The sequence below is a fragment of the Actinoplanes sp. NPDC051470 genome (assembly GCF_040682035.1).
Classification (GTDB): Bacteria; Actinomycetota; Actinomycetes; order Mycobacteriales; family Micromonosporaceae; genus Actinoplanes.
The window spans coordinates 90,501-113,968 of sequence record NZ_JBFBAA010000019.1 but is presented as its reverse complement, the minus strand read 5'-3'; the positions used below and the strand labels follow the sequence as shown (position 1 = coordinate 113,968).

Below are 23,468 nucleotides of genomic sequence, written 5' to 3'. Positions count from 1 at the left end.
TTGGGGGTGTGCGTACGGGCATATCGACCTATCGGGCGAGCCGAGTGCATGGGGCAGTGTTCATACGCGCCGAAATCGCTGCCCCTTCGATCATTCGATCTCATCGAGAGCCTGCGGGATCGTGAGGGCGTGACGGCCACTACGTCGTTCATGCTGAGGTGCAGGTCTTCGTGACCGGCGCTACGCGCGGACGAACTGCAGGACGCCCCGTTCGGCGGCGACGACTGAGCGACCCATTCACAGCTCTGTTGTGATTGACAGCTGTAACAGCCGGTCATGCACGTCGTGTCGGGTTTTGACGTCGAGTTTGGCCATCACGGCCGCTACGTGGTTGTCGATCGTGCGCACCGACAGGGCCAGTGCGTCCGCGATCCGGGCATTGCTCCACCCGTGACTGACCATCCGCGCGATTTCGATCTGCCGCTGGGTGAGACCGGCGGGGTTGTCGCGGGTTGCCCGGCCCGGTCCGCGTGAAGCTCGGATGCCCTGGCGGCGAAGCCGACGGCGTACGGCCCGGCCCAAGGGCAGCGCCCCGAGGCGGTCCAGGAGGGGTAGCGCGGCGATCCAGAGTTCCGGATCTTCGCTCTGCGCCAGGGCGGCAGCCTGTTCGTACGGCATTCCCGCGGCCACCCACCCGGCGGCCCCCTCGGCGTGGCGCCCCTGGTCCTGCAGCTCGTACGGGCCGGGGGTGGGCTCGACCGGACAGCCGGCCCGGGTGAGCCAATGGCCGAGTTCGTGTTCCCACCGAGGATGCCGGAGGCGACGGGCCCACTCGTACACCGGCTCGGCGTGCCGGCGTACCGCATCCCGGTCGCCGCGCAGCCAGGCCGCCTCGGCGCGGGCCGAAGCGAGCAGACCAACCCGGGGCAGATCTCTCACCTGCCCGAATTCGGAGATCGAGGGTGGCAGTGCCTCGTCTTCGGGGCGGCCGCGGCGGATCGCGGCGTGGCCGCGGACGACGGAGATCACCCACTGCGACATCGGCGGTCTCACCTCAGGGTTCGCTTCGGCCACCCGATCCATCTCGTCCCAGTGACCGCGGTAGAAGGCCAGGAGTGCCTGGTGCGGCTGCACGAACCCGATGGAGCTGAACTGTTCGGTCGCCTCTGCCACCCCGGTCGCCGCCTGGATGTGCGTCTCGGCCTCGTCCAGGCGCAGATTGTCGAGCAGCGTCCAGGCAAGGTTGATGTGAGCGCGGCATACCTCGGCGGATACGTCGGCTGCCGCGGCGATTCGAAGGGAGTTCAAAAGGGTGTCGTGACCGATGTGCGGTTCGCCGAGCGACCACTGTGCGGTTCCGAGGTGGTTGAGTGCGGTGGACAGCACCGCCGGGTCGTCCGATGCCCGGGCGTGGGCCGTTGCCCGTTCCGCCCAGTCGAGAGCCTGCGGGTATTCGGAAGCGCGTAGGTGCAGCATTGCGCGGTTGCTGTGCGCCAGGGCGAGCAGGCGCGTATCACCGGTTCCGCTCAGGACGTCGACCGCCTCCTGCGCCGCCGATTCGGCTGACAGATGGTCTTCGTCAAAGGTCAGCGCGGAGGACAGCCGGCGAAGAGCTTCCCCCAGCGCGCTCCGGTCTGTCCCCTGTCGTCGCAGACCGACTGCCTCCTTCAGCGTCCGGGTCGCGCCGATGAAGTCGGCCGTCGTCTGGCACTCGACCGCGTATTCCTCCAGCACTTCCGCGAGATCGGTTGCTGAGAGCCGGTCGCGGTGGGCCAGCACGGATCGGTAGTGCGAGACCGCCTCACGGTGTGCGCCGGTCCGGCTGGCGTCCCGGGCGGCCGTCGTACCGTGACGGACTACCGCGTTGGCGTCTCCGGCCCGCATGGCGTGGTGGACCAGCCGCGACGGGTCCGTGCCCGGCCGGGCGGCCAGGACGGCGAGCGCTCGGCGCTCGAGTTCGATCTGCCGGCCCGGCGTGAGGGAGTCCGCGAGTGCCCGGCGGGTCAGCTCGTGCCGGAACGAGACATGCTGCGGGGTCGATGTGATCAGTCCGAGCCGTTCCGCCGCCGGAAGTTCGTTGATCGCCTCGCCGACCAGGGCGGTGACCACCGGAAGCTCGATCGTGGACGGGATCATCGCGAGTTGCTCCAGGGCGGCGCGCGCCTCGGCGCCGAGATGGTGGGTACGTGCCAGTACCGCGTCGACCACGGTGGGCGGGGTGTCGCCGGTGTCCGGGCCGTACCGGATCACCTCGGTGACGAAGAACGGGTTACCCGCGGTGACGCTGTACAGCCAGTCGGCGTCGACGCCGGTTCCCGCGCTGAGCCGGCGCACGCCTGCCGCCGTTAACGGTTGCAACGCGATGTGCCGTACCCGTTCCGAACTGGCCACGGTTCCCAGCAGGCGCCGCATCCGATGGTTGGCGGCCACTCCCTCGTCGCGATAGGTCAATATCAGGGCGAGCGGCAGGTCGGCGATGCGACGGACCAGGAAGTGCAGCACGTCGAGGGTGGCCTCGTCAGCCCACTGCAGATCCTCGACGGCCAGCACAGTGGCCCGACCACCGATGAACTCCCCGCGCAACGCACCGAAAACGCTCTCCCGGTCCTCGGCGAACAGGGCCGCCGCCAATCCGGGACCGAGGTGAGGAGCCAGATCCCGCAGCGGCCCGAGAGGCCGGGGGATGGCCAGGTCGTCGCAGTACCCCACAAGAACCCGGACGTCATCGCTCCAGCGGTGCCGGCCCGCGGTGATCACGCTCGACTTTCCGATCCCTGCCTCGCCGTGAACCACGGCGACGCACCCGCCGCCCGCGGCCGCCTCCTGCACCATCCTGGCCAGGTCACCGATGGGTGTCTCACGCTCCAGCGGCTCAGTCACCGTCGCATCCTCGCATGGTGTCTCCGGCGGGCCGGCTGCTCAGCCGGGCGAGCGTAGGTAGTGACCCTCGGGAAGCGACCAAATTTGGGTATTCGTCACTCATGACCGGCAACCCGGCGTGTCCGTAATCTGCAATTGCGATTCGTTCATGTGCTTTCCTTGGGCCCGAAAGGGATACGCAATGTCGGCGGTCAAGTATTGCGCGAACGCGGTTCACGCCGAGCCGATCAGGGTGGCGATAATGGCGCGCGAGCCGCTGCGGGAAGCTGGAGTCGTGGAAGCGCTTCGTGCATCACCCGACTTCGCGCTCCAGCAATTCGTCGCGGGACGGCGAAGCGACGTGATCGTCGCGGACTTGCAAGGCCGGTTCCGCGAGACGATCCCAACACTCAGGCTGGCGCACCACGAGCACGGCACGGTGACGGTCGCGGTGATGGACGAGGCGGCCGAAGTCGGGGTGCAAGCGGCGATGGAAGCCGGTGTGGTCTCCGTCCTTCATCCTTCCGACGCTTCCCGTGGCCGCCTGCTGTCCGCCGTCCAGCAGGCGGCCGGCACGACTCCCCGGAACAATGCGACGTTGTCAGCCGATCTCACCCGGCAATTCTGCCGGTTGCGTGACGTCGGTGCGGCCGGCCGGCCCCGGCCGGAGCTGTCAGAACGCGAGATCGTCCTGCTCGGCCACCTCGCCGCGGGTCTCGACACTGCTCAGATCGCCAAGGTCATGGACATTTCGCAGCGTACGGCGAAGTACATTCTCTGGTGCGTCATGCAACGCTTCTCCCTGCGTAACCGGGTCCATGCCGTCGCGTTCGCCATCCGAGCAGGCCTCCTCTGAGATTCCGAAGGCTCACTCATCGATCTTTCGTGGAAGCGGTCGTGTCGGTGGGCGTCAGTCCAAGCTTTTCGATCGCGGCCAGCGCGGCGCGTTCGTCCTGTTCGAGGGTTCCGCCTGAGATGCCGATGGCGGCGATCACCAGATTTCCTTCGCGGATCGCATAGCCACCGCCGACCGGCATGACCCGCGGCAGGTTCTGCAGAGGACTCACCGACGGATCCTGTACGTAGCCGTTCCAGTAGCTCGATGAGACCTGATAGGACACAGCGGTCCAAGCCTTGTCGATGGCGATGGGACCGGCCAGGAACGGTGTGCGGTCGCCTCTCTCGAACGCGACCAGATTTCCGCCCGGGTCCACGATCGCGGTGGCCGGCTCGAAGCCCAGCGCGACTCCGGCTTCGCGTGCGGCCTCGAGAAGATCCGAGGCCGCACGAAGGGTGATCGACGCAGTCCGGTACGAACGGTTGGCCGAGTCAGTAGTGCCTGTCGTGTCAGCGGTGCCTGTCATGATCGCAAATCTAGTGATCGGTAACCGGCTCGCGACCTCATCGTGGGAGCCAAACTTGGTTACATTCGGGCCATGAGCCACATCAAGCCCGAGCGTCACCGCGCTGTTGTTCTCGCGCTGGATGGGGTCAAGCCGTTCGACCTCGGGATTCCGGCCCAGGTCCTGGGACAGGCCACGGATTCGCACGGCGAGCCGTTGTACGACGTGTCGACCTGTTCTCTCGGTGGTCGCCCGGTACGCACATGCCACGACTTCACCGTCATCGTCGCGCACGACGAAACCGAGCTGATGCGAGCTGACACGGTCATCATCGCGACCCAGGATCACACCGGTGAACTACCGCACCCTGGTGGTCTCGCGCCTGCGTTGGCTGATGCGGTTGCCAATCTGCCGACTACGACCCGGATCGTCAGCTTGTGTACCTCTGCGTTCGTGCTCGCGGCGGCCGGGCTGCTCGACCGGCTGAGCGCGACCACGCATTGGGGCATCAGCGACGAGTTCGCGCGACGATTTCCACAGGTTGATGTGGATCCCAGCGTGCTGTTCGTGGACAACGGCCGAGTACTGACCTTAGCTGGTGCAGCCGCGGGCATCGATCTGTGCCTGCACCTGATACGTCGCGACTTCGGCGCCCAGGTGGCAAACGAGACGGCACGTCGGTGCGTCGTGGCACCTTGGCGGGAAGGCGGCCAGGCACAGTTCATCCACCAGCCCGTTCCGGTCGACGTCGGCCGGTCCACGGCTCCGACCAGGGAGTGGTCGCTCGAGCGGCTGGCCGAACCTCTGACACTCCCTGACCTGGCCCGGCACGCCAGGATGAGTACCCGGAGTTTCACCCGGCATTTCCGGAGGGAGGTCGGTCAGAGCCCGCAGCGCTGGCTGACCCGGCAGCGCATCGATCGTGCCCGGCAGTTGCTCGAATCCACCGATCTCACGGTCAGCCAGATCGCCAATGCCGCCGGCTTCGTCGACGCCGTCGCGCTGCGCCGACATCTCCATCGACACATCGGGCTGACGCCCAAGGCGTACCGAGAGGCCTATTCCGCTTCACTCTGTTAGGGGTAGATCCTCCACGCTCTGCGGGTCCACCACCTGAGCCCAGGCCAGTTCCCGCAACCGGCAACCCTTACTGAAGGCGCGAGGCTGGAAGTCACCAGGAGTGGCGGATCGCGGTGATGGATTGATGGCGGCGGTTGTTGACGACGTCGGGGGAGAGCGGCGTGGATTCTCGGCGGCGCCGTCCAGAGGTGCAGCCAATGGTGCGCGTCCGATCGGTGGGCGGTAGAAGGTCACCTTTGTGGCCTTTTCGGCGCGCGGCGAAGTCATACAGTCCTTCGTTGTGTCGATGGGAAGTGTTTTCACAGCGGTCTGTGGCGTGGCGTTGCTCCTGGCGCTGCTCGTCACCGGGTGGGCGGTGGCGGTTTTCAACAGGTTCGTACGATCCCGGAACCAGGTGGACGCGTCCTGGGGTCAGATCGACGTGCAGCTCAGGCGCCGGTACGACTTGATTCCGAACCTGGTTGCCACGGTCCAGGGGTACGCATCTCACGAACGAGGAACGCTCGACGCCGTGGTGGCCGCCCGGGGGTTGGCCGTCGGAGCCGCTCAGGGCGCACCGATGCGGGACCGCGCTCAGGCCGAGGGCGAGCTGACCCACATGCTCGGCCGGCTCTTCGCGCTCGCCGAAAATTACCCCGACCTCAAGGCAAACCACAATTTCGCCCGCTTGCAGAGCGAACTCGCGGCGACCGAGGACAAGATCGCCTATGCGCGGCAGTTCTTCAACAGCGCCACCGAGTCGTACAACAACGCCGTGCAGACCATGCCGGCCTCGATCGTCGCCACGGTCGCGGGATTCGGCACCCGCGACTTCTTCCACGCGGCGGAAAGCGAACGGGGGCCCGTGCAGGTCCGCTTCTGAGCGGGAAAGCGCGCACCGATGAACTTCACCGGCATCGTCGAGGTCGTCTTCGCGCTGCTCGCGCTCGTGCTGTGGGGGTTTGTCCTCATGGTCGCGCTGGCTGTCAGCCGGCCCGCGCTCAGCAGCGGCATCGGCGTTCTCCTCATCGGCACCGTCGTCGCGCTGGTGATCCAGCACCGCCGCCACCGGCGACCAGCTGCGTGAGATCGAGGCCGGTCCGGGCCGTTGAACTCGAGACTGGACCGGCCCGGGAACGTATGCGCGCTCGCCGCCCTCTCGCTGTTGGTGGTCGCCTTCGCCGACGCAGGCGAACGCGCGAAGGCATTTGGCGTCTACGGCGCCGTCCACGCGCCGATAGCGGCAAGCCTCAACCGGCCCTCTGACCCCATTCGGTCAGCGCCCGCTGGATACCGGCGCCGGCGCCGGCGCCGAGAGCAGCGTCGAGGTCGTCGCGCTCCAAGGTGCGGCGGAGCTCGCTGAGCAGACCTTCGCGTTCGTCGTCATCGTCGGGGTCCGGGATACGGCCGAGAGCGGCGTACCCGGCGTCGGCCGCGCCCAGCAGACGGGCCGCCCGGCCGGGCTCGCCGTCGGTGGCGCTGAGAACCGCCGCGCCCAGGGCCAGGTCGGGCAGGATCTGCTCGTACCCCATCTCGAGGGCCTGGGCCTGTGCCTGCGCGAACAGCTCGCGTGCGGACTCGACGTCACCGCTGTGCAGCTCGACGTACCCGAGATTGAGGTGCTCGGTCGCGACCATGCGTGCGTTGCCGGTCTCCCGGCCGAGCGCGATGCTCTGGCGGTAGAGGGTGCGAGCGTAGGCGAGGTCTCCGGACATCCGCGCCGTGGCCGCCTCGATGTGCAGCGGCATCTGCTCGGCACCTCTGTCCGGCAGTCCGGCGGCCAGCGCACGGGCCTCGTCCGCCCGCCGCCACGCGTCGCTGAATTGCCGCTCACGCAGGGCGAGCCGGGCGAGCATGCACAGCGCGCCGATCTCGGCCGGCACGTCCGCGTCCGCACGGGCCCGATCGAGCCCCGCCCGGCTCCACCGCGCCGCGAGCTCGGTCCGCCCGGCCCGGAACGCGGCCTGTGCATCCTCGATGTAGTTCATCCGCAACCTCCGCCGGTCGGCCTCGCACCATCCAAGAACAGCGAGGAAGCTCCGGCCCCGTCACCTGCCCGGAGACGCAGCGAAAAACGCCCCACAGGACGAGCGCCGACATTTTCGGGACGACGATGCTGCCGGTCTGCCGGGACACGCGGACCTGCTGCCGCGTCGCCGGGCGTTCGACCGAACGGGTCGACTCACGGTGTTCCAGCTGGTCGAGGTTCACACCGACGGGCAGACCTGCCGTCACCATCGGAACGGAATGTCCTGCGGTACGGCGTTACCGTCACGATCTCGCGATGGCCGACGTGCGGTCCTCCTCCGATGTGACTTCAGACTGTGTTCGGACAGCAATTCCGAAAGACGCCGGGCGGACCGCAGGATTTCTTGATCTATCCAATCTGACTCAGCGGAGCTCATCCTCTCGGCGAACGTCGAAGCAACCAGCCGATCTAGTACTGGTACGCGACGAAAAGTGCCTGTTTGATCGTTTAACTTCTCAGACTTGCTCAACATCGCTCACTGTTGAGGCCGAATCGCCGCCATCAGTGCAGCTTCGATGGGCCATTGTGTTCCACCTTCCGTCTGAACGTGCCAAGCCTCAGTCGCAGCTGCCTCTAGATCTCCCGGCGAATCCGGTGCCGGGCCGGCAAGGACGGAAACTTGATGAATCTCCTCGTAAGAGCGGCCGCAGCCCTCGGGGCTTCGGTCGTCGCGCTCACCGTGTCGGCCTCACCGGCCACAGCAATCATTGACGGGCACGAAGCCACCCAACGCTACGACGGCATGGTGCACCTCACGGTCGACTACCCGGACGACCCCACCGTGAACTGCGGTGCCGGCCTGTACGACGCGTGGCACGTGGTGGTCGACGCGCATTGCGTGTCCGACAACCAGGTGATTCCCGACCCGGTCGCGGTGGACCCGTCACGAATTATGGTCCGGGCCGGTACCAACGACCGCACCAGCGGCGGGGAAACTGCCCGAGGCACCCGTGTCCAGCTGCACCCCGACTGGACGTGGGGCACTTCCGGTCCCGGCAAGCCGGTGGCGGACATCGCGTTGGTCACCGTTGATCACCCGATCAACCAGCCGCTGATGAAGCTGCCCCCGGCTGCCGGATCAGAGCCCGGCACTTCGCTGCGGGCCATCGGATGGGGACTCACCGAATTCCCGCCGCCGGCCGACGAGCCCGACCGGCTGCCGGCGATGCTGCGCCAGCGCGACATCGTGCAGCTGCCCGCCGCTTCCTGTGCCACCGCAGACCCGACGATCGGCGAGGGTGACATTTGCATCTCCGTCGGCACCTGCCTCGGAGATGCCGGCGGCCCGGTGCTTACCCCGGCCCGCCACCGCGCGGCCGGCACCGGACGGTGGTGGGTGTGGCAGGCACTGGTTTCACGGGCAACGAACGACGACGACCCGTGCGGCGCCCCCGTCGTCGCGACCAGCCTCCCGTACTACCGCACCTGGCTGGCGACTGCCGCCTCCTGCCCCCTCGACCGCATCACCTCCACCGCCACCGGACGCGCCCCGCAGCGCCCCCTCAGGAGCAATCAGGCGCACGGCCAACGGCGGGTCACGAAGGATGAGCTGCCTTTCCTGGGTCAGCTCACCGGTGGCTGATCGCTGACGGACCCGCAGAACGCCAGCAGGGCCCACTACCCGGCAGCGCCCACTCAGGAGACTGCCGTCGCTCATCGTCGGCTCTCCGCCTGAGAACGGGCGAAGGCTGCGGGCGTTATCCCGTACCGTTGTTTGAAGGCGCGGCTGAAGTGGCTGCCGTCGGCGAACTGCCACCGCGACGCGACTTCCGAAACGCTGTTGGGTCGAGTCGGCGATGACAGCGCCCGCCGGGCCAGCTCAAGGCGACGATCCCGGACGTACGCCGTCAGCGACGTCCGTTCCGCGGCGAACGCGCGTTGGAGTGTTCGGACCGAGACGTGCAGTTCCCGGGCGAGCGACGCCGGGTCCGGCCCGGGTTCGGTGAGCCGTTGCTCGATCAGTGCCTTCGCCGCCAGCACGATCGGCGAGGTCAGCTGGGGGTCGGCGGCGCCGCGCACAAGCGCTCTGGTGAGCTCGATCAAGGCGGTACGGGCGGCGAGTAGCCCCGCCGGACCGAGTTCGTTCAGCAGCCGTCGGACCGTCCGGGCGTACGCAAGAAGCATTCGCACCTCGGCCGACCCGGTGTCGCCGGAGACCGTGCGGGAGCCGAGCAGCGGCGCCGGACCACCCACGGCCGCACACAGTCCTCCGCTGGTACAGGTCGGCCCGACGTCACCAAGGCTGAGGTGCCCGCAATGGCAGCCACGGCCGCGTCCTGGGCGCCGCCGCGACGGAACTTGGCGATACCGAGGTTTACGCCCTCCATGTCGATGCCGTACTTCCGTGCCAGCGCCAGCACATTGTCGTGGCTCATCAGGATCTTCTTGCCGTTGCGGACGATGCCGTCACCCTCGCGGAAGAGACCCCGCTCCAGCCCGCGTGCCCCGCGCAGCCGGGCGATCAGATCCTGGATGATCTCGCCCAGCTTGCGCACCATCGTGCCGAGCTTGCTCAGGCTGGAGATCAGATCGCGGGCTCGCGGTCGCCGCGACGTTGCTGCTGCCGCTGGAGCCCCCTGCGGTCGCGGGCCCGCCGCCGGCGCCCACCGGGCCGGCCGCCCCGAGCATCGGCATCAACCTCAGCGGGATCGCGGACTGGGGCACGGCCTGGCCGTTCGTGGACGTGTTCCGGACCTCCCGGAGCTGGATCAGCCAGCAGCAGGGGGCAGGCTGGGGCAAAGGCCCGGCGCTGGACCTCGACGACCGCGGGTGGGTGCGTCGCCTGGAGCCCGGGACGTGGGCCGAGACGCCGGTGCTGCTCGAAGCCGCCCGCATGCCGGTGGGGCGTTACGTCGTGACGTGGAAGGGCGACGGCGACATCGGGCTGTGGAGCGGTGACAATCGGACCAAACCGCTCAACCCGACCGCCAACCGGTTCGAGTTCGACCTCGGCACAAGCGGCGTCTTCCTGCGGCTGACCCGGACCAACCCGGCGGACTACGTACGCGATATCCACGTGTGGATGCCCGGCTACGAGAAGACCGGCGCGCAGCAGGTCTTCCACCCGGTCTTCCTCGATCGGCTCAAGGGTTTCCGCACGCTGCGATTCATGGACTGGATCTACACCAACGACCCGAACCGCTTCGACGCGAGCAGCCTCGCCGCGGGGCCGCACCTGGACTCGGCGACGCAGACTCGCGGTGTCGCGCCCGAACTGATGGTGGCGTTGGCCAATCGGGTCGGCGCCGATGCCTGGTTCAACGTGCCGCACCTGGCCACCGACCGCTACGGCCGCGAGTTCGCCACCCTCGTGCGGGACACCCTGGCGCCCGGCCGGAAGGCGTACGGCTGGGCCTGTCAACCGACCGGTTCCAGGCCGGTCTGCGTTACCACGCGCAACGCGCGGTCGAGATCTTCGAGATCTGGCGGGACGTGTTCGGCGCGCAGGCCGGCACGCGGTTGGTGCGCGTGCTCGCCGCGCAGTCGGCGAACCCCTGGACCGGGGGGCAGGTGCTGGCCTGGAACGACGCCTACAAGCAGGCGGACGCGATCGCGATCGCCCCGTACTTCCATTGCGCCGGGCAATATGTCGCGAACGATCCGAAGTACTACGCGCCCGGCTACCGCGGCGTTGCGACGGCCGTGAAGGCGGCTGGCCGCAACCGGCTACTCACCAACTGCCAGCACGACATCGACACCTCGATCCGCGAGCAGATCACCGCCTACCGCCTGCTGGCCGAGCGGTACGGCGTCGCGCTGGTGGGCTACGAGGGCGGCCAGCATCTGGTCGGGGTGCACGGCGCCGAGAACGACGAGAAGCTCACGGCGCTGTTCCACGCGGCGAACCGCGACCCGCGCATGCGCCAGCTGTACACCAGCTACTACAACGTCTGGGTGAACAACGGCGGCGGCATGCTGGCGGCGTTCAGCGCCGCGGACGCTCCCAGCAAGTGGGGAACGTTCGGGCTGCTGGAGTACCAGGACCAGCCCGTCGCGAACGCCCCGAAGTTCCGGGCGACACTCGACTTCATGACCGGGCTGCGCGCCAGGCCGGTTCGCGAGATCGCCTCGTACGTCACCGGCCTGTCGGTCCGCACCGGCACCAAGCTCGGCGGCACCGAGATCGTCATCTCCGGCAACCGCCTGGCATCGGCGAGGTCGGTCACCTTCGGCGGCACCGCCGCGAAGTTCCGCAAGGTCGTCGACTCGGACGTGACCCGGCTCGTCGCGGTCGCGCCGGCGCATGCCGCGGGCGTCGTCGACGTGGTCGTGTCAGGCCCGGCCGGCGGGAGTCTCACCGGCTCGGCGACGACGTTCGCCTACACGGCGCCGCCGCCGACGATCACCCGGCTGAGCATCACGAAGATCCCGGCCAAGGGCGGCACCGCCGTCACGGTGACCGGCACGTCGTTCACCGGCACGCAGTCGGTCATGCTGGGCGGTACGGCGGCCACGAGCGTGAAGGTCCTTTCCGACACGCGACTGCGGTTCGTCTCTCCGGCTACGTCCGCAGGCCCGGTCGACGTCGCCGTGCGTACGCCGTACGGGACGAGCGCCGTGTTACCCGGCTCCCGTCTGACGGTCGGCTGACCGACCGAATGCTGCCTCGCCCCTGCCTCAGGCGAACTCCAGCCGGCCCGCTCGACGAACGCGGACAACCCAACCTCACGGCCCGCACAGCCGAATGACAACGCGAGCATCCTGAAAACCAGCACGTGGATCGAGGCTGAGAGGAACCTGGACGATTTCGGTTACCTCGGCTTGACACGTCCATCTGTATCAATTCCCGCATGACACGACGCACAGGAATTGTCGCCGGGATCGGGGTGCTCGTCATGGCGGCCGGGGCAGGGCTCATCGCCCTTGCCCCGCCAGCCGGAGCAAGCACGGTGCCACCCGCGGTGACGTGGAGCGACTGCGTGGCCTACTCGGACGAGACCCTCGAAGCGATGGGTGTCTCACCGGAGGAGCTACCCAGGATCCGGGCGCTGCTCGCCCGAACCGACTGCGGCACCGTCCAGGTGCCGCTCGACTACAACCGCCCGAACGGCACGAAGATCACGGTCGCGATCAGCCGGCTCCGGGCTACCGACCAGCGACACAAGCTGGGCAGCATGGCGGTGAACCCGGGCGGGCCGGGCGGCAGCGGCTATCTGATGCCGCACGAGCTGGCGCTGACCAGCCCGCAGTTCGAGGCGCTCGCCGAGAAGTATGACCTGATCGGGTTCGACCCGCGCGGCGTCGGCTACAGCACCCGGGCCGCCTGCGCGCGCCCGGACGACGACGTCACGCCGCCTGAGATCCCGGCCGGGCCACTCACCAAGGAGACAGCCAAGAAGATCTACGACTTCCAGGTTCTGCAGAACCAGACCTGCTGGCAGAGCGACCCCACCTTCCTGGGGCAGCTCACCACCGCCAACGTGGCCCGCGACCTCGAGCAGGTGCGCAAGGCGCTCGGGCAGGAGAAACTCAGCTACTTCGGCGTCTCCTGGGGTACGCTCCTCGGCCAGGTCTACCGAAGCCTCCACCCGCATTCCGTGGGCCGGATGTGGCTGGACAGCGTGGTCGGCCCGACCGCGAACCGGCTCGACTCGCGCTTCCGCGACGTGACCGCCGCCGACGAGGGCAAGATTCCGCGCTGGGCCGCCTGGGCCGCGGAGCGGGACACGACGTACCACCTCGGCGACACCGCCGAGGAAGTGATCGCCCTGGTCAAGCAGGTGAAGGCCAAGCTGGATGCGGCGCCGATCGTCTTCAGCGACCTTGACCAGCCGATCGACGGCAACCTGGCCGCCTTCCTGGCCGTTGCGCCCAGCCCGTTGTGGGCCGAAGGCACGCCCGCGCTGGCGGCGCTGACCACGGCGAAGACCGGCGACCCCATGCCGGACGCACTCCGGCCGATCCTCATCGGGGACGGGCGGCAGGAGCCCACCGAGCCGCCGGCCGACCTTCCCGAGCAGTTCAACGACGCCGCCGGCAAGGCGATCCTGTGCAACGACGACACCAGCCCACACGACTTCCCCACCTTCTGGAAGACGTACCGGAGCCGGCAGCGGGAGTTCCCGATCACCGCGGGCCTGGCGCCCTTTACCCAGATCTGCGCCGGCTGGCCGATCCCCGCGAAGGAACCGTTCCAGCTGCGCAAATCGAACGGCTCCCTTCAGCTGTCGGGGCACCGGTGGGAGAGCCCGACGCCGTTCCCGTGGATCGCCCAGGTGCAAGCAAAGATCGGCGGCACCGCATTCACGGTCGAGGACGACATCCACGGTTCGGTCGCGCGGGTGCCGGAGTGCACCGAGCACCTCGAGGCGTACTTTCTGACCGGCCGCCCCGACTCCGGCGGCTGCGACGGCGTTACGCCACCCTCCGACTCGGCCGCGTCGGCCGCGTCGACCGCGTCGACAGTTGCCGCTGCCGCTGAGTCGGCGCCGGTCAGCACCGACTGGGCGCCCTCCGGCAACCGCTGGAGCTGGCGCAAGCACTGATCCCGTCCCGCCGCGGTGGCCGGTCTTCCGGCCGGCCACCGCGGCCTTGGCCGCTTTGAAGCCGGCCGCGCTGCCGGAACCTTGAAGTGCGGGGGTGGCGAGGTTCGTTTGGTACGAGTGGTGTCCGCTGTGGTTAGACGTCGGCGCTACATTGGTGATCTTCATGTATGTCGTGTTGGTGTGTTCGCCTGTCGGAGCAAGGCGGCATGACCTCGCGAACGCTGGCCCCTACGAAGGAAGTTCATGGATTCGTACACGATCACGATCGCCCCGAACGACGACAGCGGCGCCGCGACCCGGCTGGTGGTCGATACCTCCGGTGATCAGGTCCGGATCACCGATGTGCACCTGCACGCCCCGCAGGGACTGTCCAGTGGGCACATCCCGACTGTCGACTTCGATCTGCTCCTGCAAGCGGTGACCGGCACCGTGACCGCGTCAACCGGTCAGCGGGGCAATGACACAGCCGAGCTGAGCGCCCCGAGCGGGACCCCTGCCCTCGAGGCAACCACCGCTGACCAGCCTGTCGAACAGCCGGGTGTGTCTGAGGTGCCGAAGGACCGTACACGTAAGACCGCTCCGCGGGCTGCGGCCACACCGGCGCCGCGCCGGCCACGCGCGCGTGCTGCCACCGCACCGTCCGGGGACGAAACTGGTGCGCCTCGGCGATCGGCAAGAACGGCCGCCGCATCGACGACGCGTACGGCCAAACAGGCCCCAGCTAAGGCAACCAGGAAGGCCGCGGCGGCGAAGACCCCGCCCGCGCCGGTGAAGAAGCGGACCGCCACGAGCGCCACGGCCCCGGCGAAGAACCAGAAGCCCGCCAAACGAACCCGGGCGGCCGCTACCACCGCGGCGCCTGCCAAGAACGGGCGGGTCTACCGCGTTTCGCCCGACGATCTCGCGGCGGTCTTCGAGGAGATCGGGACGGTGGCAGGGGTGGCCGAGCACTATCAGGTGCCTCGCCACACGGCCCAGGGGTGGATCAGGCGCCTGCGCGCCACGGCGTGACGAAGTCCAGACGAGCCGACCCGATGAGGCAGTCGAGAAACCTGAAGCCCCGGCGGCGCGGGGCTGAGCGCAGCGGGAGCCAGCCATGGTCCATGACCTGTACGAGATCATCCACCGCCGACGCGACGTGCGGGGCGAGTTCACCGGCGAACCGCTGCCCGACGCCACCCTCGATCGGATCCTGACCGCCGCGCACGCCGCGCCCAGCGTCGGGTTGTCCCAGCCGTGGGACTTCGTGGTCGTCCGGGACACGGCGTTACGCAGGGCGTTCCACGAGCACGTACACCGCGAACGCGAGGTGTACGCCGGCACCCTGGACACGGAAGCAGCCACCCGGTTCGCCCGGATCAAGATCGACGGAGTACTGGAATCGACACTCTCGATCGTGGTCACCTACGACCCGCAACGCGGCGGCCCCACGGTCCTGGGCCGGCACGCGATCGCCGACGCCGGCCTCTACTCGACCTGCCTGGCCATCCAGAACCTCTGGCTGGCCGCCACGGCAGAACAGCTAGGCGTCGGCTGGGTCTCGTTCTACCGAGAGGAATTCGTCCAAGACCTGCTGGGAATACCGGCCGCCGTCCGGCCGGTGGCGTGGCTGTGCCTCGGCCCGATCACCCAGCTCCAAGAGGTCCCCGACCTGGAGCGACATGGCTGGCGCAGCCGCCGGCCACTGCACCTGGCCCGGCACGACGAGCGCTGGGGTGTGTCGAAAGCGCCGGTCACAGCCACCCCGTTGCTCTGAGGCAGTGGTAAACCGCTACTTCAGCGGTGGAAGTGGCGCATACGGTGTGGCTGTGGCCGGTGATCACGTGCGGCGGCGGCTGACGGAGACAGCCGGCACCTGGAGCGGTCGGATGTGTTATCCACAGCTCTTTCCGCAGGGCTCTGTCGGCCGTGTTTCTGCGGGCTGCGGCGGTTGTGGCGGCAGGCTTGCTGTGCCCCGCGCGTGGTTGGAGGGAAGCAGTGGGGTGCAAGGCGATGCCCCGTGCTCGGCCGGTACCGTCGGTGTCGACATCGGCCGCCAGCGGAACTAGGGATTGATGATGGGTTGGACTGAAGCTGACGGTGATGCATTGTTCCGTCAGCAGCCTGTCGGCCAACACGTGCTCGATCTCCGGGATGGCTTCGACTACCCCTGCCAATGAAGTTGATCGGAGTCGGTGCTGCTGAACAGGCGGCAAGTCCGAGCGGCCCGCGAGCCGGACCAGCCCTCCGGCACGAATCAATACCGCGCCGCCAGATCTACTGAGATCTGAAGTCGGGCGGCAGGCTGCAACGAGCGGCTGCCAGAGCGGATGCGGCTGGCTGGCAGCATGGTGAGCATCGGCGGGTGCCAGGCGATCGGCCGGAACGCCCGGTCCTGTAGGGCGTCGAGCAGTGCCGCGGTGTACGGATGGGCTGCGGCAGTGAAGACCGATGACGCCGGCCGATGTTCGACGATGTGGCTGGCGTACATGACGGCGACGGTGTCGGCGACGCGTTCGGCGGCGAGGTCATGAGTGATCAGCAGGACGGCGCCGCCCTGGTCGCAACGGCGGCGCAGCACGTCGAGGGTGTGGTCGACCAGCGGCCGGTCCAGTCCAGTGGTGGGCTCGTCGGCGATCAGCAGTAGCGGATCGGATGCCAAGGCGAGGGCGGTGACCAGACGCTGGGCCATCCCGCCGGACAGCTGGAAGGGATAGCGGTCCAGGTCTGCTGCGTCCAGCCCCGCGTCGGCGGCGACCGAGGAACGACAGGGCGGTCTCGTGCTGAGCGCTTAGACGTCCGGATTTGCCGCTGTTAGCGCACAGTCGTGTGCACCCGACTCTGGCCGACCCCAAATGGAAGGTCGCTGAGTCGGCAGCAACATCTGCCCGTGTCGCTGTGTACTGTGCGAAAAGCTGGGATGACGCCAGGGGACTCCGCCATCGAGTTGAGTGGCGTCCACCAGTTATCGTCCGAGGCCGCGATCCGGCAGGATGCGATCATGACCGACGATGCGCGGCACCGGCTCCTGGAAGAGATATTCGCGTTGTTCGACGCGTTGATGAGCGCAGGCGATGGCGGGCCGGACGACGTGGTCAACCTGCTGGATACGATAAATGGGCTGGCCCGCGCGGCAGTTCCCTGAGCCGAGTCAAGGAATGCCGCACGAAGTCGACGAACCGTTGATACGTCGGAACTCGGGGATGGCCGCAGCCGCCGTGTGCCAACCCCACGGGTGTCAATAGGGCACAGGGAGGGTGCAGCAGACCCCGTCGGTGTCGGCGGGGGTGGACTTGTGGTGCCCGGTGATGATGACGCCGTCGAAGTCAGACGAGATGGCTTGTGCCCCGTTGGCGGTGAAGTTGGCGAAGACGCCCGAGCCTGAGTCGGCGCTGGCCAGGGCCGCGTCGGGCCGCCTGAGTGAGCTGGATCGTACGGTGTCGTGCCGCCTCCGGAGCTGAGCCCCTGTGGAAACACCGCGGCGGCTGTCACGGCTGGGCAGGCGGCCGCGGGAATCGCTTGAGTCCGGTCTGTCCCGGCCGATCAGGAACTCTGGCGATCGGAGGGCCCGTGCGCCGGCTGGGGGACAACATGCGGCTTTCGAGGGGTACGGCACGGGCGGTCGCCGTGGTCGCGGTGGTCGTCGCGACGATGGCCGCCACGACGCCACCGGCGATGGCCGTCTCCCGGCCCACCGCGGCCACCGGCAAAGCCTGCACGATAGTCGGTACCGTGCGCAATGACCGGCTGGTCGGGACGTCCGGGGCTGATGTGATCTGTGGCCTGGGCGGCAACGACACCCTCGACGGGCGCGGTGGCAACGACACCCTGGACGGCGGCGCCGGCGGTGACACCCTGCTGGGTGGCGCCGGCAGCGACCGGCTGGTGGGCGGCGCCGGTACCGACCGGGTTTCCTACGGTGACCACTCCACGCCGGTGATCGCATCGCTCGACGGCCGGCCCAATGATGGCTCCGCCAAGGAGGCCGACGCCATCGCCGGTGACGTCGAGGGACTGGTCGGCGGGTCGGGGGTCGACACCCTCACCGGCAACGCCGGCCCCAACCAAATCACCGGCGGTAGCGGCAGCGACTACCTCTACGGGGCTGGTGGCAATGACACCATCCAGGGTCAGGACGGCAACGACCAGCTCGACGGCGGCCCCGGGCCGGACCTGGTCGTCGGCGGGAACGGTGACGACTACTGCACCTCGGACGGAACCAGCAGCGCACTTGACTGCACCGTCTCACCGGTGGTGACCAAGCCGCGCAAGGTGGCGTTCGCGTTGCATGTGGTGACCGCTGACGACGAGCCGATCCCGGGGCTCATGGTGAGCTTCGTGGGTGCGGGCCCGGGTACGCCCACCGACTCCGACGGCCGGTTCAGCGTCAACCGGATGACCGGCCACACTCCGATGGAGATCCGCGGGTCGATGCCGGGCTACGCCGGTTTCGTGTACTTGGTGAGCTACTTCAACCTCGTCGACGACACCGATACGACGATCCGGCTGCCGCGGCTGGTGCCGGTCACGGTGCACGCCACCGACGTCGATGGCGCCCCGCTGGCCGGCGCCGCCGTGGATCTGGACACCTCGGCTCTGGAGGGCCGGCTGTGGCCCGGCGGCCCGCAGTACCAGCTCGGCGGCAGCGCCACACCACCGCATTGGTCCCCGATCCGCACCGACGCCGACGGCACGGCCACCATCCCGGTGCTGGCCGGCTCGACGGTCAAGGCCGGCGTCAGCTACGCGTTCGACGGCGACGTCGGAGTCGGATCTTCGCCCTGGACGAGCGAGGTGACCGAGCCCGTCGAGTTGAGCGTCGCGGTGGCCCGGCCGAAACGGGTGTCGTTCACGGTCGAGGTGCTCGACGGGGCGGGCGAACCCGTTCCAGGGCTGACGGTCAGCTTCACCGGCGCGGGCGCCGGCCGGACCACCGACGCTGACGGCCGGCTCAGCGTGAGCCGCCTGGAAGGGCCGGCCGCCATCGAGATCCGCGGTTCGCTGGCCGGCTATCGGGGCTTCGTCTACCTGGTCAGTTACTTCACCCTCACCGACGACCAAGTGGCGACCATCAAATTGCCGCGCCTGGTGCCGATCACCGTCCACGTCACCGATGTCGATGGCGCCCCGGTCGCCGGCGCGGTCGTAGGCCTGGACACTGGTGCGCTCGACGGTCAGCTGTGGCCTGGTGGCCCGGACTACCAGCTCGGCGGTAGCGCGACGCCGCCGCCGTGGAATCCGGTCAGCACCGGCGCCGACGGCAGTGTCACGATTCCGGTGCTGGCCGGTTCGACGGTCATTGCGAACTCCGGCTCGATCGTCAACGGCAAACCCGGATCGGCGTCCTCGGCACCTGCGGCGAACGTCACCGAGGCCACCGATCTGTTCGTCAAGGTGGTCCGATAGGTCAGGCATCGGCCGTGGCCAGGCGACTCGAGAGTATGCGCCCGGAGGCGGCGCTGAGCTTCCCCCGCTTCGATGGAGCGCCCACCCCTTGGAATAGGTCATCTAGGCGATGCGCCAGTGGTCGCGCGGGCTCCAGGCCAGCGCCGCGAAGATCTGGACGACCGCGGACTGCTCCAGGGTCTGCGCGGGAACGTTCGCCGGGTCGGGTGCGCCGCCGCCGCTGGCCTGGAAGTGGAACAGGCCGGTGGCCGGGTCGTGGTTCTCGGACCACAGCCGGGCGGCGTACCGCTCGAATACGGCCCGGTGCCGCGCGTCCGGAGCCTCCGAGGAGAGGAGCAGCAAGTCGTTGAGCAGGTACGCGTTGAAGATGGCGGGCTGCTGGTAGAGGCGATCGTCGGTGGTCCAGTAGTCCAGCGCGCCGCGCGCCGCGGCGACCGCCTCGCGGAGGTAGGAGCGGTCGTGGGTGGCCCGGTAGAGCAGAGTGGCCGAGGCGATCATCGCGCCTGAGTTGTAGGTCCACAGCGTCTCGTTGACGACGCCGTCGTAGGAGATGTCGTTCCAATACAGGCCGGCGCTCTGCCGCAGGCAACGCTGGTTCCAGCCGAACAGTTTGCGGGCGAAGTCGAGATCGGCCCGCTGGTGCCGGATCAGGTAGAGATGGGCGGCGAGCTGGGCGCCGAGTCCGGTGACATTGGCGGCCCGGAACGAGTTGTTCGCCGACTCGACCCATTTCTCGCCGCCGGGGCAAGGTCGCGACTGGTCGTTGTCCCAGCCGCGCTCGACCGCCTTCAGCGCGTCGACGGCGTGCGGGATCAGCCGGCTGTCGCCGGTGGCGTGATAACCGCGCACGAATTCCAGCCCGACGATCGCGTTGTCGTCGTAGAACAGGTCCCCGCCGGTGCCCAGCGGCGGCACGACGTAGGACTGGTAGCCGGCGCTGCCGGGCATGCCGCTGAAGTACGCGTCGAAGCCGGCGAACCGGGTGGCGAGGTCACGCCGGCTCACCGGGCTGTCACCGCGCGCCTCGTGCAGGGACAGGGCCGCGGTGACGGCTTCGCGATAGGGCCAGAGATACGAGTACGGGTTGTCAGCCGGCTGTTTCGGATAGTTCTCCTGGTAGAGCGGGTCGACGTAGAGGTGCTCCTGCAGCGACCGGTAGGCGGCGGTGGCCCGGTCTTTCCAGGTGCCCGCCGCGGCGGCGGGCACAGCACCTGCCGAACCGGCCAGCAGCGCGGCGAGCCCGGTGGTGACGGCGAGACGGATGGCGTGGCGCATGCTCACTCCTCGGTGGTGGGAAAGGTCAGCAGCACTGCGGTGGTTCCGAAGGCCGGCACGGTGGCGGTGACCTTCGCGTCGTGGATCTCCAGGGCCGAGCGGGACTCGCCCAGATAGGTGGCCGTCCAGGCGGCGCCGGCGGGGAAACCCGGCGTGATCGTGCAGTCCACCGGGGCCGAGGCGACGGATCGCAGCCGCACGAGGACCTGCCCGGGCGCCGGCGTGGTGAGCCCGGCCAGCCGCACCCGATCGTCGGAGAGGGTGACGGCCGGACCGGCGGCGGCGATCGGGCCGGTCGGGGCGGAGGCCGGCGCCGGCACCGCGGCGAGCGGGTTGGTGGCGTCGGCCGCGACCCGGGCGGCGAAGGCGGACGTCGTGTCAGGGCTATCCGACGGGCTTGCCGTGACGCGGTACCGGAACGTCATCTCGAACGCCTGCCGGCTGGGGAAATTGGTGTCCCACAGGTTGTTGTGCACCCAGGAGTAGATGGTGCCGGGCTCGTGTGACGGCGTCGATACCGGGAACGGCGCGTACGGCACGGCGATCGCGCCGAGCTGGACCAGTGGGGCGTCGACGGTCACCCAGGCCGCCCCGAAACCGTCGGCGTGCAGACCGATCCAGTGCCGGACGGCCTGCATGTGGGCGGCTCCGCCGGGCACGTACGGCAGGTCGGTGCCGTTGACGGTCGCGGTGGCGTCGATCCGGAGGACCGGGTCCGGGAACGCGAACGGGAACGCGAAGAAGGCGCTCTCCTTGGCCATCGTCGCGGGCTTGGCGATCCGGTTCTCGATCTCCAGCACGCCGGTGCCGGGTCGCAGCGTCAACGTGGTGCGGACCCAGTCGGCGCCCGGCGCCACGGATTCGTAGGTCAGCCACTGCCGCACCGCGGTACGGCCGGCGTCGACCAGTGCCGCGGGCCGGGCCGTCTCCCGGGACCCGAGCAGGGCCAGGTTCGCCGTGGCCTCGGTCTTCGACGACTGGTGGTTGATGCCACCAGCGGTCGCGTAGTGGTCATACACGTACGCGTTGAATCCGAAGGTGCCGCTGGGGTCGACGAGCTCGGCGCCGGTGCGCTTGTCGATGATCGAGTGGATGGCCGCGGTCGCCAGATCGACCTCGACGCGCAGCTCGTCGTTCTCGAGCACGGATCCGGCGGGTGGTGGCGCGGCGGCCGTGGGTGGGCCGGCGTCGACCAGGTCGAGGCGGAGGACGCCCAGCGGCGGCACGTCGTCCACCGCGATGTGCAGAAACCGCCCGGCCTCCCGATGCGTCGGGTTGAGCTGCGGCGTCTCCTCGACCGGCAGGGACTTGCCGGTGCGCGGGTCGGCCACCGACAGCGGCGTCTCGATCGGGATGCGGCTCTCCGGCACGAACGCGGTCACCACACCGGTCCGCGCGTGCGCCGCGGGATTCACCACGTACAGCGCGGCGCCGCCGTCCAGCGTGCCCGCGAGCCGCGCCACCGCCCGGGTGAGCAGCCGCTCGGCGTCGTCGTGCGCGGCGAGTGCGGTGTGGTACTTCCAGTGCCACTGCTCCTCGCCGGAGTGGGTGTGGTCGTCGCCGTGCGTCCAGGGGTCCGCCGCACCCCAGGTATGCTCGTCGAAGAGCGAGGCGTTGAGGTACACGCCCCGGGCATCGGCGGTGTCCGTGGCCGCGCCGGGCGCGCCACGCAGGCCGGCGATCGTGCTGACCGTCTGGGCGTCCGCCACGGCGGCCTGGGCACGCCGGACGAGTTGCAGCGGCCGCGCGGCGGAGCCGATGCCGTCCGCCCACCAGTCGTTCCAGCTGCCGGTGAAGGACGGCAGCCGCTCGCTGTACCGGCGCTCGGCCTCAGTGAAGAAGTCCTCGTTGTGCGAGAGCCGCAGGCGCGGATAGGCCCACTCGGAGTTCCACCGCCGTACGGTCTCGGCCATGATCCGCCGCGGCGGCGCGTTGTCGCCGAAGCGTCCCTGCACCCGCAGGTGCAGGATGTCCCACGGGTACGGCGGCCGGTGCAGGGGAGCGTCGGGAACCGGGAACCCGAAGGCCCGCCCGTCGTACGGGTACGGCCGCGTGGCCAGCGCTGTCAGGTACGCCGGCAGCAGGTCGTCGACCATGTCGTAGGAGACGTCGAAGCCGAGCACCGACCCCTCCATGTAGGCGAGCCCGTGCGGGGTGTCGGTGGACCAGACCAGCACCCGTTCGCCGCTGGGCGCCCGCCACCAGAACAGACGTGGCACGTCCTGCCCGCCGGTCAGGTGCGGCACCGACCGGCCGGCCCAGTTGTGGGCGACGGACAGGTAACGCACCCCGTTCTCCGCGAGCACGTCCACCAGCCCGCCGACCGCGCCGGGCACGTCGGTCTGCATGGCGGCCCGGATGTCCACGCCGTGCCGGCGGCGGATGTCGCGCGCGATCCGCAGCAGTTCGTGCAACTCGTCGGTCGAGCAGGTCTCGGTGTGCAGGTTGAACGGCATCGCGGTGAGCTCGATCCGGCCCTGCCGCACCCGGTCGATCATGTCGGCGACGGCGGCCGCGGGCCGGTTGGCGCACCACTGCTCGAACGACCACAGCGACTCCACCGACCAGCGGAACCGGGCGTCGTCCGGCCAGTCGTCGGTCTCCCGGATCAGGTCGAGTGTGGAGTCCAGATAGGACAGATGCTCGGCCAGAACCCGGCCCTGGGGGTCGGTGTACCCGATGTCGAGGTGGGAATGGTGCACGAGGTGGACGTCCCAGTGGCGGACCGGTGCGAGCACGAGCTCGATGCGCTCGCCGGTCGCGACCTCGGGCAGTTCGACGGTGATCGTCTCCGGCGCGGCCACCTCACCGACGAGCAGGCGCAGGCCGTCCGGCGCCGCGGCGACACGGGCCGGGATCTCGGCGCCGGACGCCGAGCGTACAAAAGCCTGGGTCAAGGCCCGGCCCGCGCGGACCCGGACCGATTGCAGCAGCGCTCCCGATGCGGTTCTTCGCAGCAGCGGCTCGGCCTGCAGCCGGATCGGCCCGGCCGACGCCGTGGTGGCCCGGTTCCGCAGGTCGTCGCGGGCCAGGTCCCAGTCCCAGGTCGACCTCGCGATCAGTGTCTTGGTGGTCACCGGGCGCCTCCTCGGG

At 69.1% G+C, this 23,468-nt stretch carries 20 protein-coding genes; 12 read left to right on the top strand and 8 right to left on the bottom strand.

The annotated features are described in order from the left end of the window. Positions 1-237: 237 nt before the first annotated feature. Entirely contained in the window at positions 238-2,820 is a 2,583-nt protein-coding gene (locus AB0M54_RS29890; RefSeq protein WP_364474932.1) for an AAA family ATPase, read from the bottom strand. Positions 2,821-3,001: 181 nt separating this feature from the next. On the opposite strand from AB0M54_RS29890, the gene AB0M54_RS29885 reads away from it, so the two are divergent. Continuing rightward, on the top strand, positions 3,002-3,655 hold the full coding sequence (locus tag AB0M54_RS29885; RefSeq protein WP_364324054.1) for a LuxR C-terminal-related transcriptional regulator: 654 nt from the start codon (positions 3,002-3,004) through the stop codon (positions 3,653-3,655). A gap of 16 nt (positions 3,656-3,671) precedes the next feature. On the opposite strand, the gene AB0M54_RS29880 is transcribed toward AB0M54_RS29885, so the two are convergent. Then, a complete protein-coding gene (locus AB0M54_RS29880; protein ID WP_364474930.1) occupies positions 3,672-4,163 on the bottom strand; it encodes a heme-binding protein in 492 nt (163 codons plus the stop codon). 72 nt (positions 4,164-4,235) lie between these two features. Between AB0M54_RS29880 and AB0M54_RS29875 the strand changes: the two genes are divergently transcribed. The 3 genes from AB0M54_RS29875 (at position 4,236) to AB0M54_RS29865 (ending at position 6,288) form a co-directional block, all read left to right on the top strand. Next, positions 4,236-5,222 carry a helix-turn-helix domain-containing protein gene (locus AB0M54_RS29875; RefSeq protein ID WP_364474928.1) on the top strand — a complete coding sequence of 329 codons (987 nt, stop codon included), beginning with the start codon at positions 4,236-4,238 and terminating at the stop codon, positions 5,220-5,222. 238 nt (positions 5,223-5,460) lie between these two features. Next, positions 5,461-6,084: a LemA family protein gene (locus AB0M54_RS29870; protein WP_364324060.1), complete on the top strand. Its 624-nt coding sequence runs from the start codon at positions 5,461-5,463 to the stop codon at positions 6,082-6,084. 18 nt (positions 6,085-6,102) lie between these two features. Further along, the gene (locus AB0M54_RS29865) at positions 6,103-6,288 is read left to right on the top strand and encodes a hypothetical protein (protein ID WP_364324062.1); all 186 of its coding nucleotides are present in this window, start codon (positions 6,103-6,105) and stop codon (positions 6,286-6,288) included. A gap of 163 nt (positions 6,289-6,451) precedes the next feature. On the opposite strand, the gene AB0M54_RS29860 is transcribed toward AB0M54_RS29865, so the two are convergent. Further along, on the bottom strand, positions 6,452-7,189 hold the full coding sequence (locus AB0M54_RS29860) for a tetratricopeptide repeat protein (protein ID WP_364474926.1): 738 nt from the start codon (positions 7,187-7,189) through the stop codon (positions 6,452-6,454). A 663-nt stretch (positions 7,190-7,852) separates the two neighbouring features. Between AB0M54_RS29860 and AB0M54_RS29855 the strand changes: the two genes are divergently transcribed. Continuing rightward, the gene (locus AB0M54_RS29855) at positions 7,853-8,812 is read left to right on the top strand and encodes a trypsin-like serine protease (RefSeq protein WP_364474925.1); all 960 of its coding nucleotides are present in this window, start codon (positions 7,853-7,855) and stop codon (positions 8,810-8,812) included. A 71-nt stretch (positions 8,813-8,883) separates the two neighbouring features. Here the strand turns inward: AB0M54_RS29855 and AB0M54_RS29850 are convergent, their stop codons facing one another. Together AB0M54_RS29850 and AB0M54_RS29845 are read right to left on the bottom strand one after the other, a co-directional pair. Next, positions 8,884-9,273: a helix-turn-helix domain-containing protein gene (locus AB0M54_RS29850; protein WP_364474923.1), complete on the bottom strand. Its 390-nt coding sequence runs from the start codon at positions 9,271-9,273 to the stop codon at positions 8,884-8,886. A 41-nt stretch (positions 9,274-9,314) separates the two neighbouring features. Next, the gene (locus AB0M54_RS29845; RefSeq protein ID WP_364474921.1) at positions 9,315-9,728 is read right to left on the bottom strand and encodes a hypothetical protein; all 414 of its coding nucleotides are present in this window, start codon (positions 9,726-9,728) and stop codon (positions 9,315-9,317) included. Between the two features lie 56 nt (positions 9,729-9,784). Here AB0M54_RS29845 and AB0M54_RS29840 point away from each other — a divergent pair, with 56 nt between their 5' ends. From AB0M54_RS29840 to bluB, 5 genes are all read left to right on the top strand, one after another. Further along, positions 9,785-10,876: a hypothetical protein gene (locus AB0M54_RS29840; RefSeq protein ID WP_364474919.1), complete on the top strand. Its 1,092-nt coding sequence runs from the start codon at positions 9,785-9,787 to the stop codon at positions 10,874-10,876. Positions 10,877-11,088: 212 nt separating this feature from the next. Continuing rightward, positions 11,089-11,820 (top strand): IPT/TIG domain-containing protein, encoded by a 732-nt coding sequence (locus tag AB0M54_RS29835; protein ID WP_364475023.1) that lies wholly within the window; start codon positions 11,089-11,091, stop codon positions 11,818-11,820. Between the two features lie 200 nt (positions 11,821-12,020). After that, positions 12,021-13,715 carry an alpha/beta fold hydrolase gene (locus AB0M54_RS29830; RefSeq protein WP_364474918.1) on the top strand — a complete coding sequence of 565 codons (1,695 nt, stop codon included), beginning with the start codon at positions 12,021-12,023 and terminating at the stop codon, positions 13,713-13,715. Between the two features lie 303 nt (positions 13,716-14,018). Further along, positions 14,019-14,726 carry a hypothetical protein gene (locus AB0M54_RS29825; RefSeq protein ID WP_364474916.1) on the top strand — a complete coding sequence of 236 codons (708 nt, stop codon included), beginning with the start codon at positions 14,019-14,021 and terminating at the stop codon, positions 14,724-14,726. A gap of 85 nt (positions 14,727-14,811) precedes the next feature. Then, positions 14,812-15,471: a 5,6-dimethylbenzimidazole synthase gene (bluB, locus tag AB0M54_RS29820; protein ID WP_364324080.1), complete on the top strand. Its 660-nt coding sequence runs from the start codon at positions 14,812-14,814 to the stop codon at positions 15,469-15,471. 480 nt (positions 15,472-15,951) lie between these two features. Here bluB and AB0M54_RS29815 read toward each other — a convergent pair whose 3' ends face one another. Then, positions 15,952-16,386, bottom strand: a complete 435-nt coding sequence (locus AB0M54_RS29815) for a hypothetical protein (protein WP_364474914.1) — start codon at positions 16,384-16,386, stop codon at positions 15,952-15,954. Positions 16,387-16,695: 309 nt separating this feature from the next. On the opposite strand from AB0M54_RS29815, the gene AB0M54_RS29810 reads away from it, so the two are divergent. Both AB0M54_RS29810 and AB0M54_RS29805 read left to right on the top strand, forming a co-directional pair. After that, complete coding sequence (locus tag AB0M54_RS29810) at positions 16,696-16,839, top strand: hypothetical protein (protein ID WP_364474912.1); 144 nt, start codon at positions 16,696-16,698, stop codon at positions 16,837-16,839. A gap of 425 nt (positions 16,840-17,264) precedes the next feature. Next, on the top strand, positions 17,265-19,100 hold the full coding sequence (locus AB0M54_RS29805) for a hypothetical protein (RefSeq protein WP_364474910.1): 1,836 nt from the start codon (positions 17,265-17,267) through the stop codon (positions 19,098-19,100). 102 nt (positions 19,101-19,202) lie between these two features. On the opposite strand, the gene AB0M54_RS29800 is transcribed toward AB0M54_RS29805, so the two are convergent. Next, the gene (locus tag AB0M54_RS29800; RefSeq protein ID WP_364474909.1) at positions 19,203-20,375 is read right to left on the bottom strand and encodes a glycoside hydrolase family 76 protein; all 1,173 of its coding nucleotides are present in this window, start codon (positions 20,373-20,375) and stop codon (positions 19,203-19,205) included. Between the two features lie 2 nt (positions 20,376-20,377). Beyond that, positions 20,378-23,452 carry a hypothetical protein gene (locus tag AB0M54_RS29795; RefSeq protein ID WP_364474907.1) on the bottom strand — a complete coding sequence of 1,025 codons (3,075 nt, stop codon included), beginning with the start codon at positions 23,450-23,452 and terminating at the stop codon, positions 20,378-20,380. Positions 23,453-23,468: the final 16 nt, after the last annotated feature.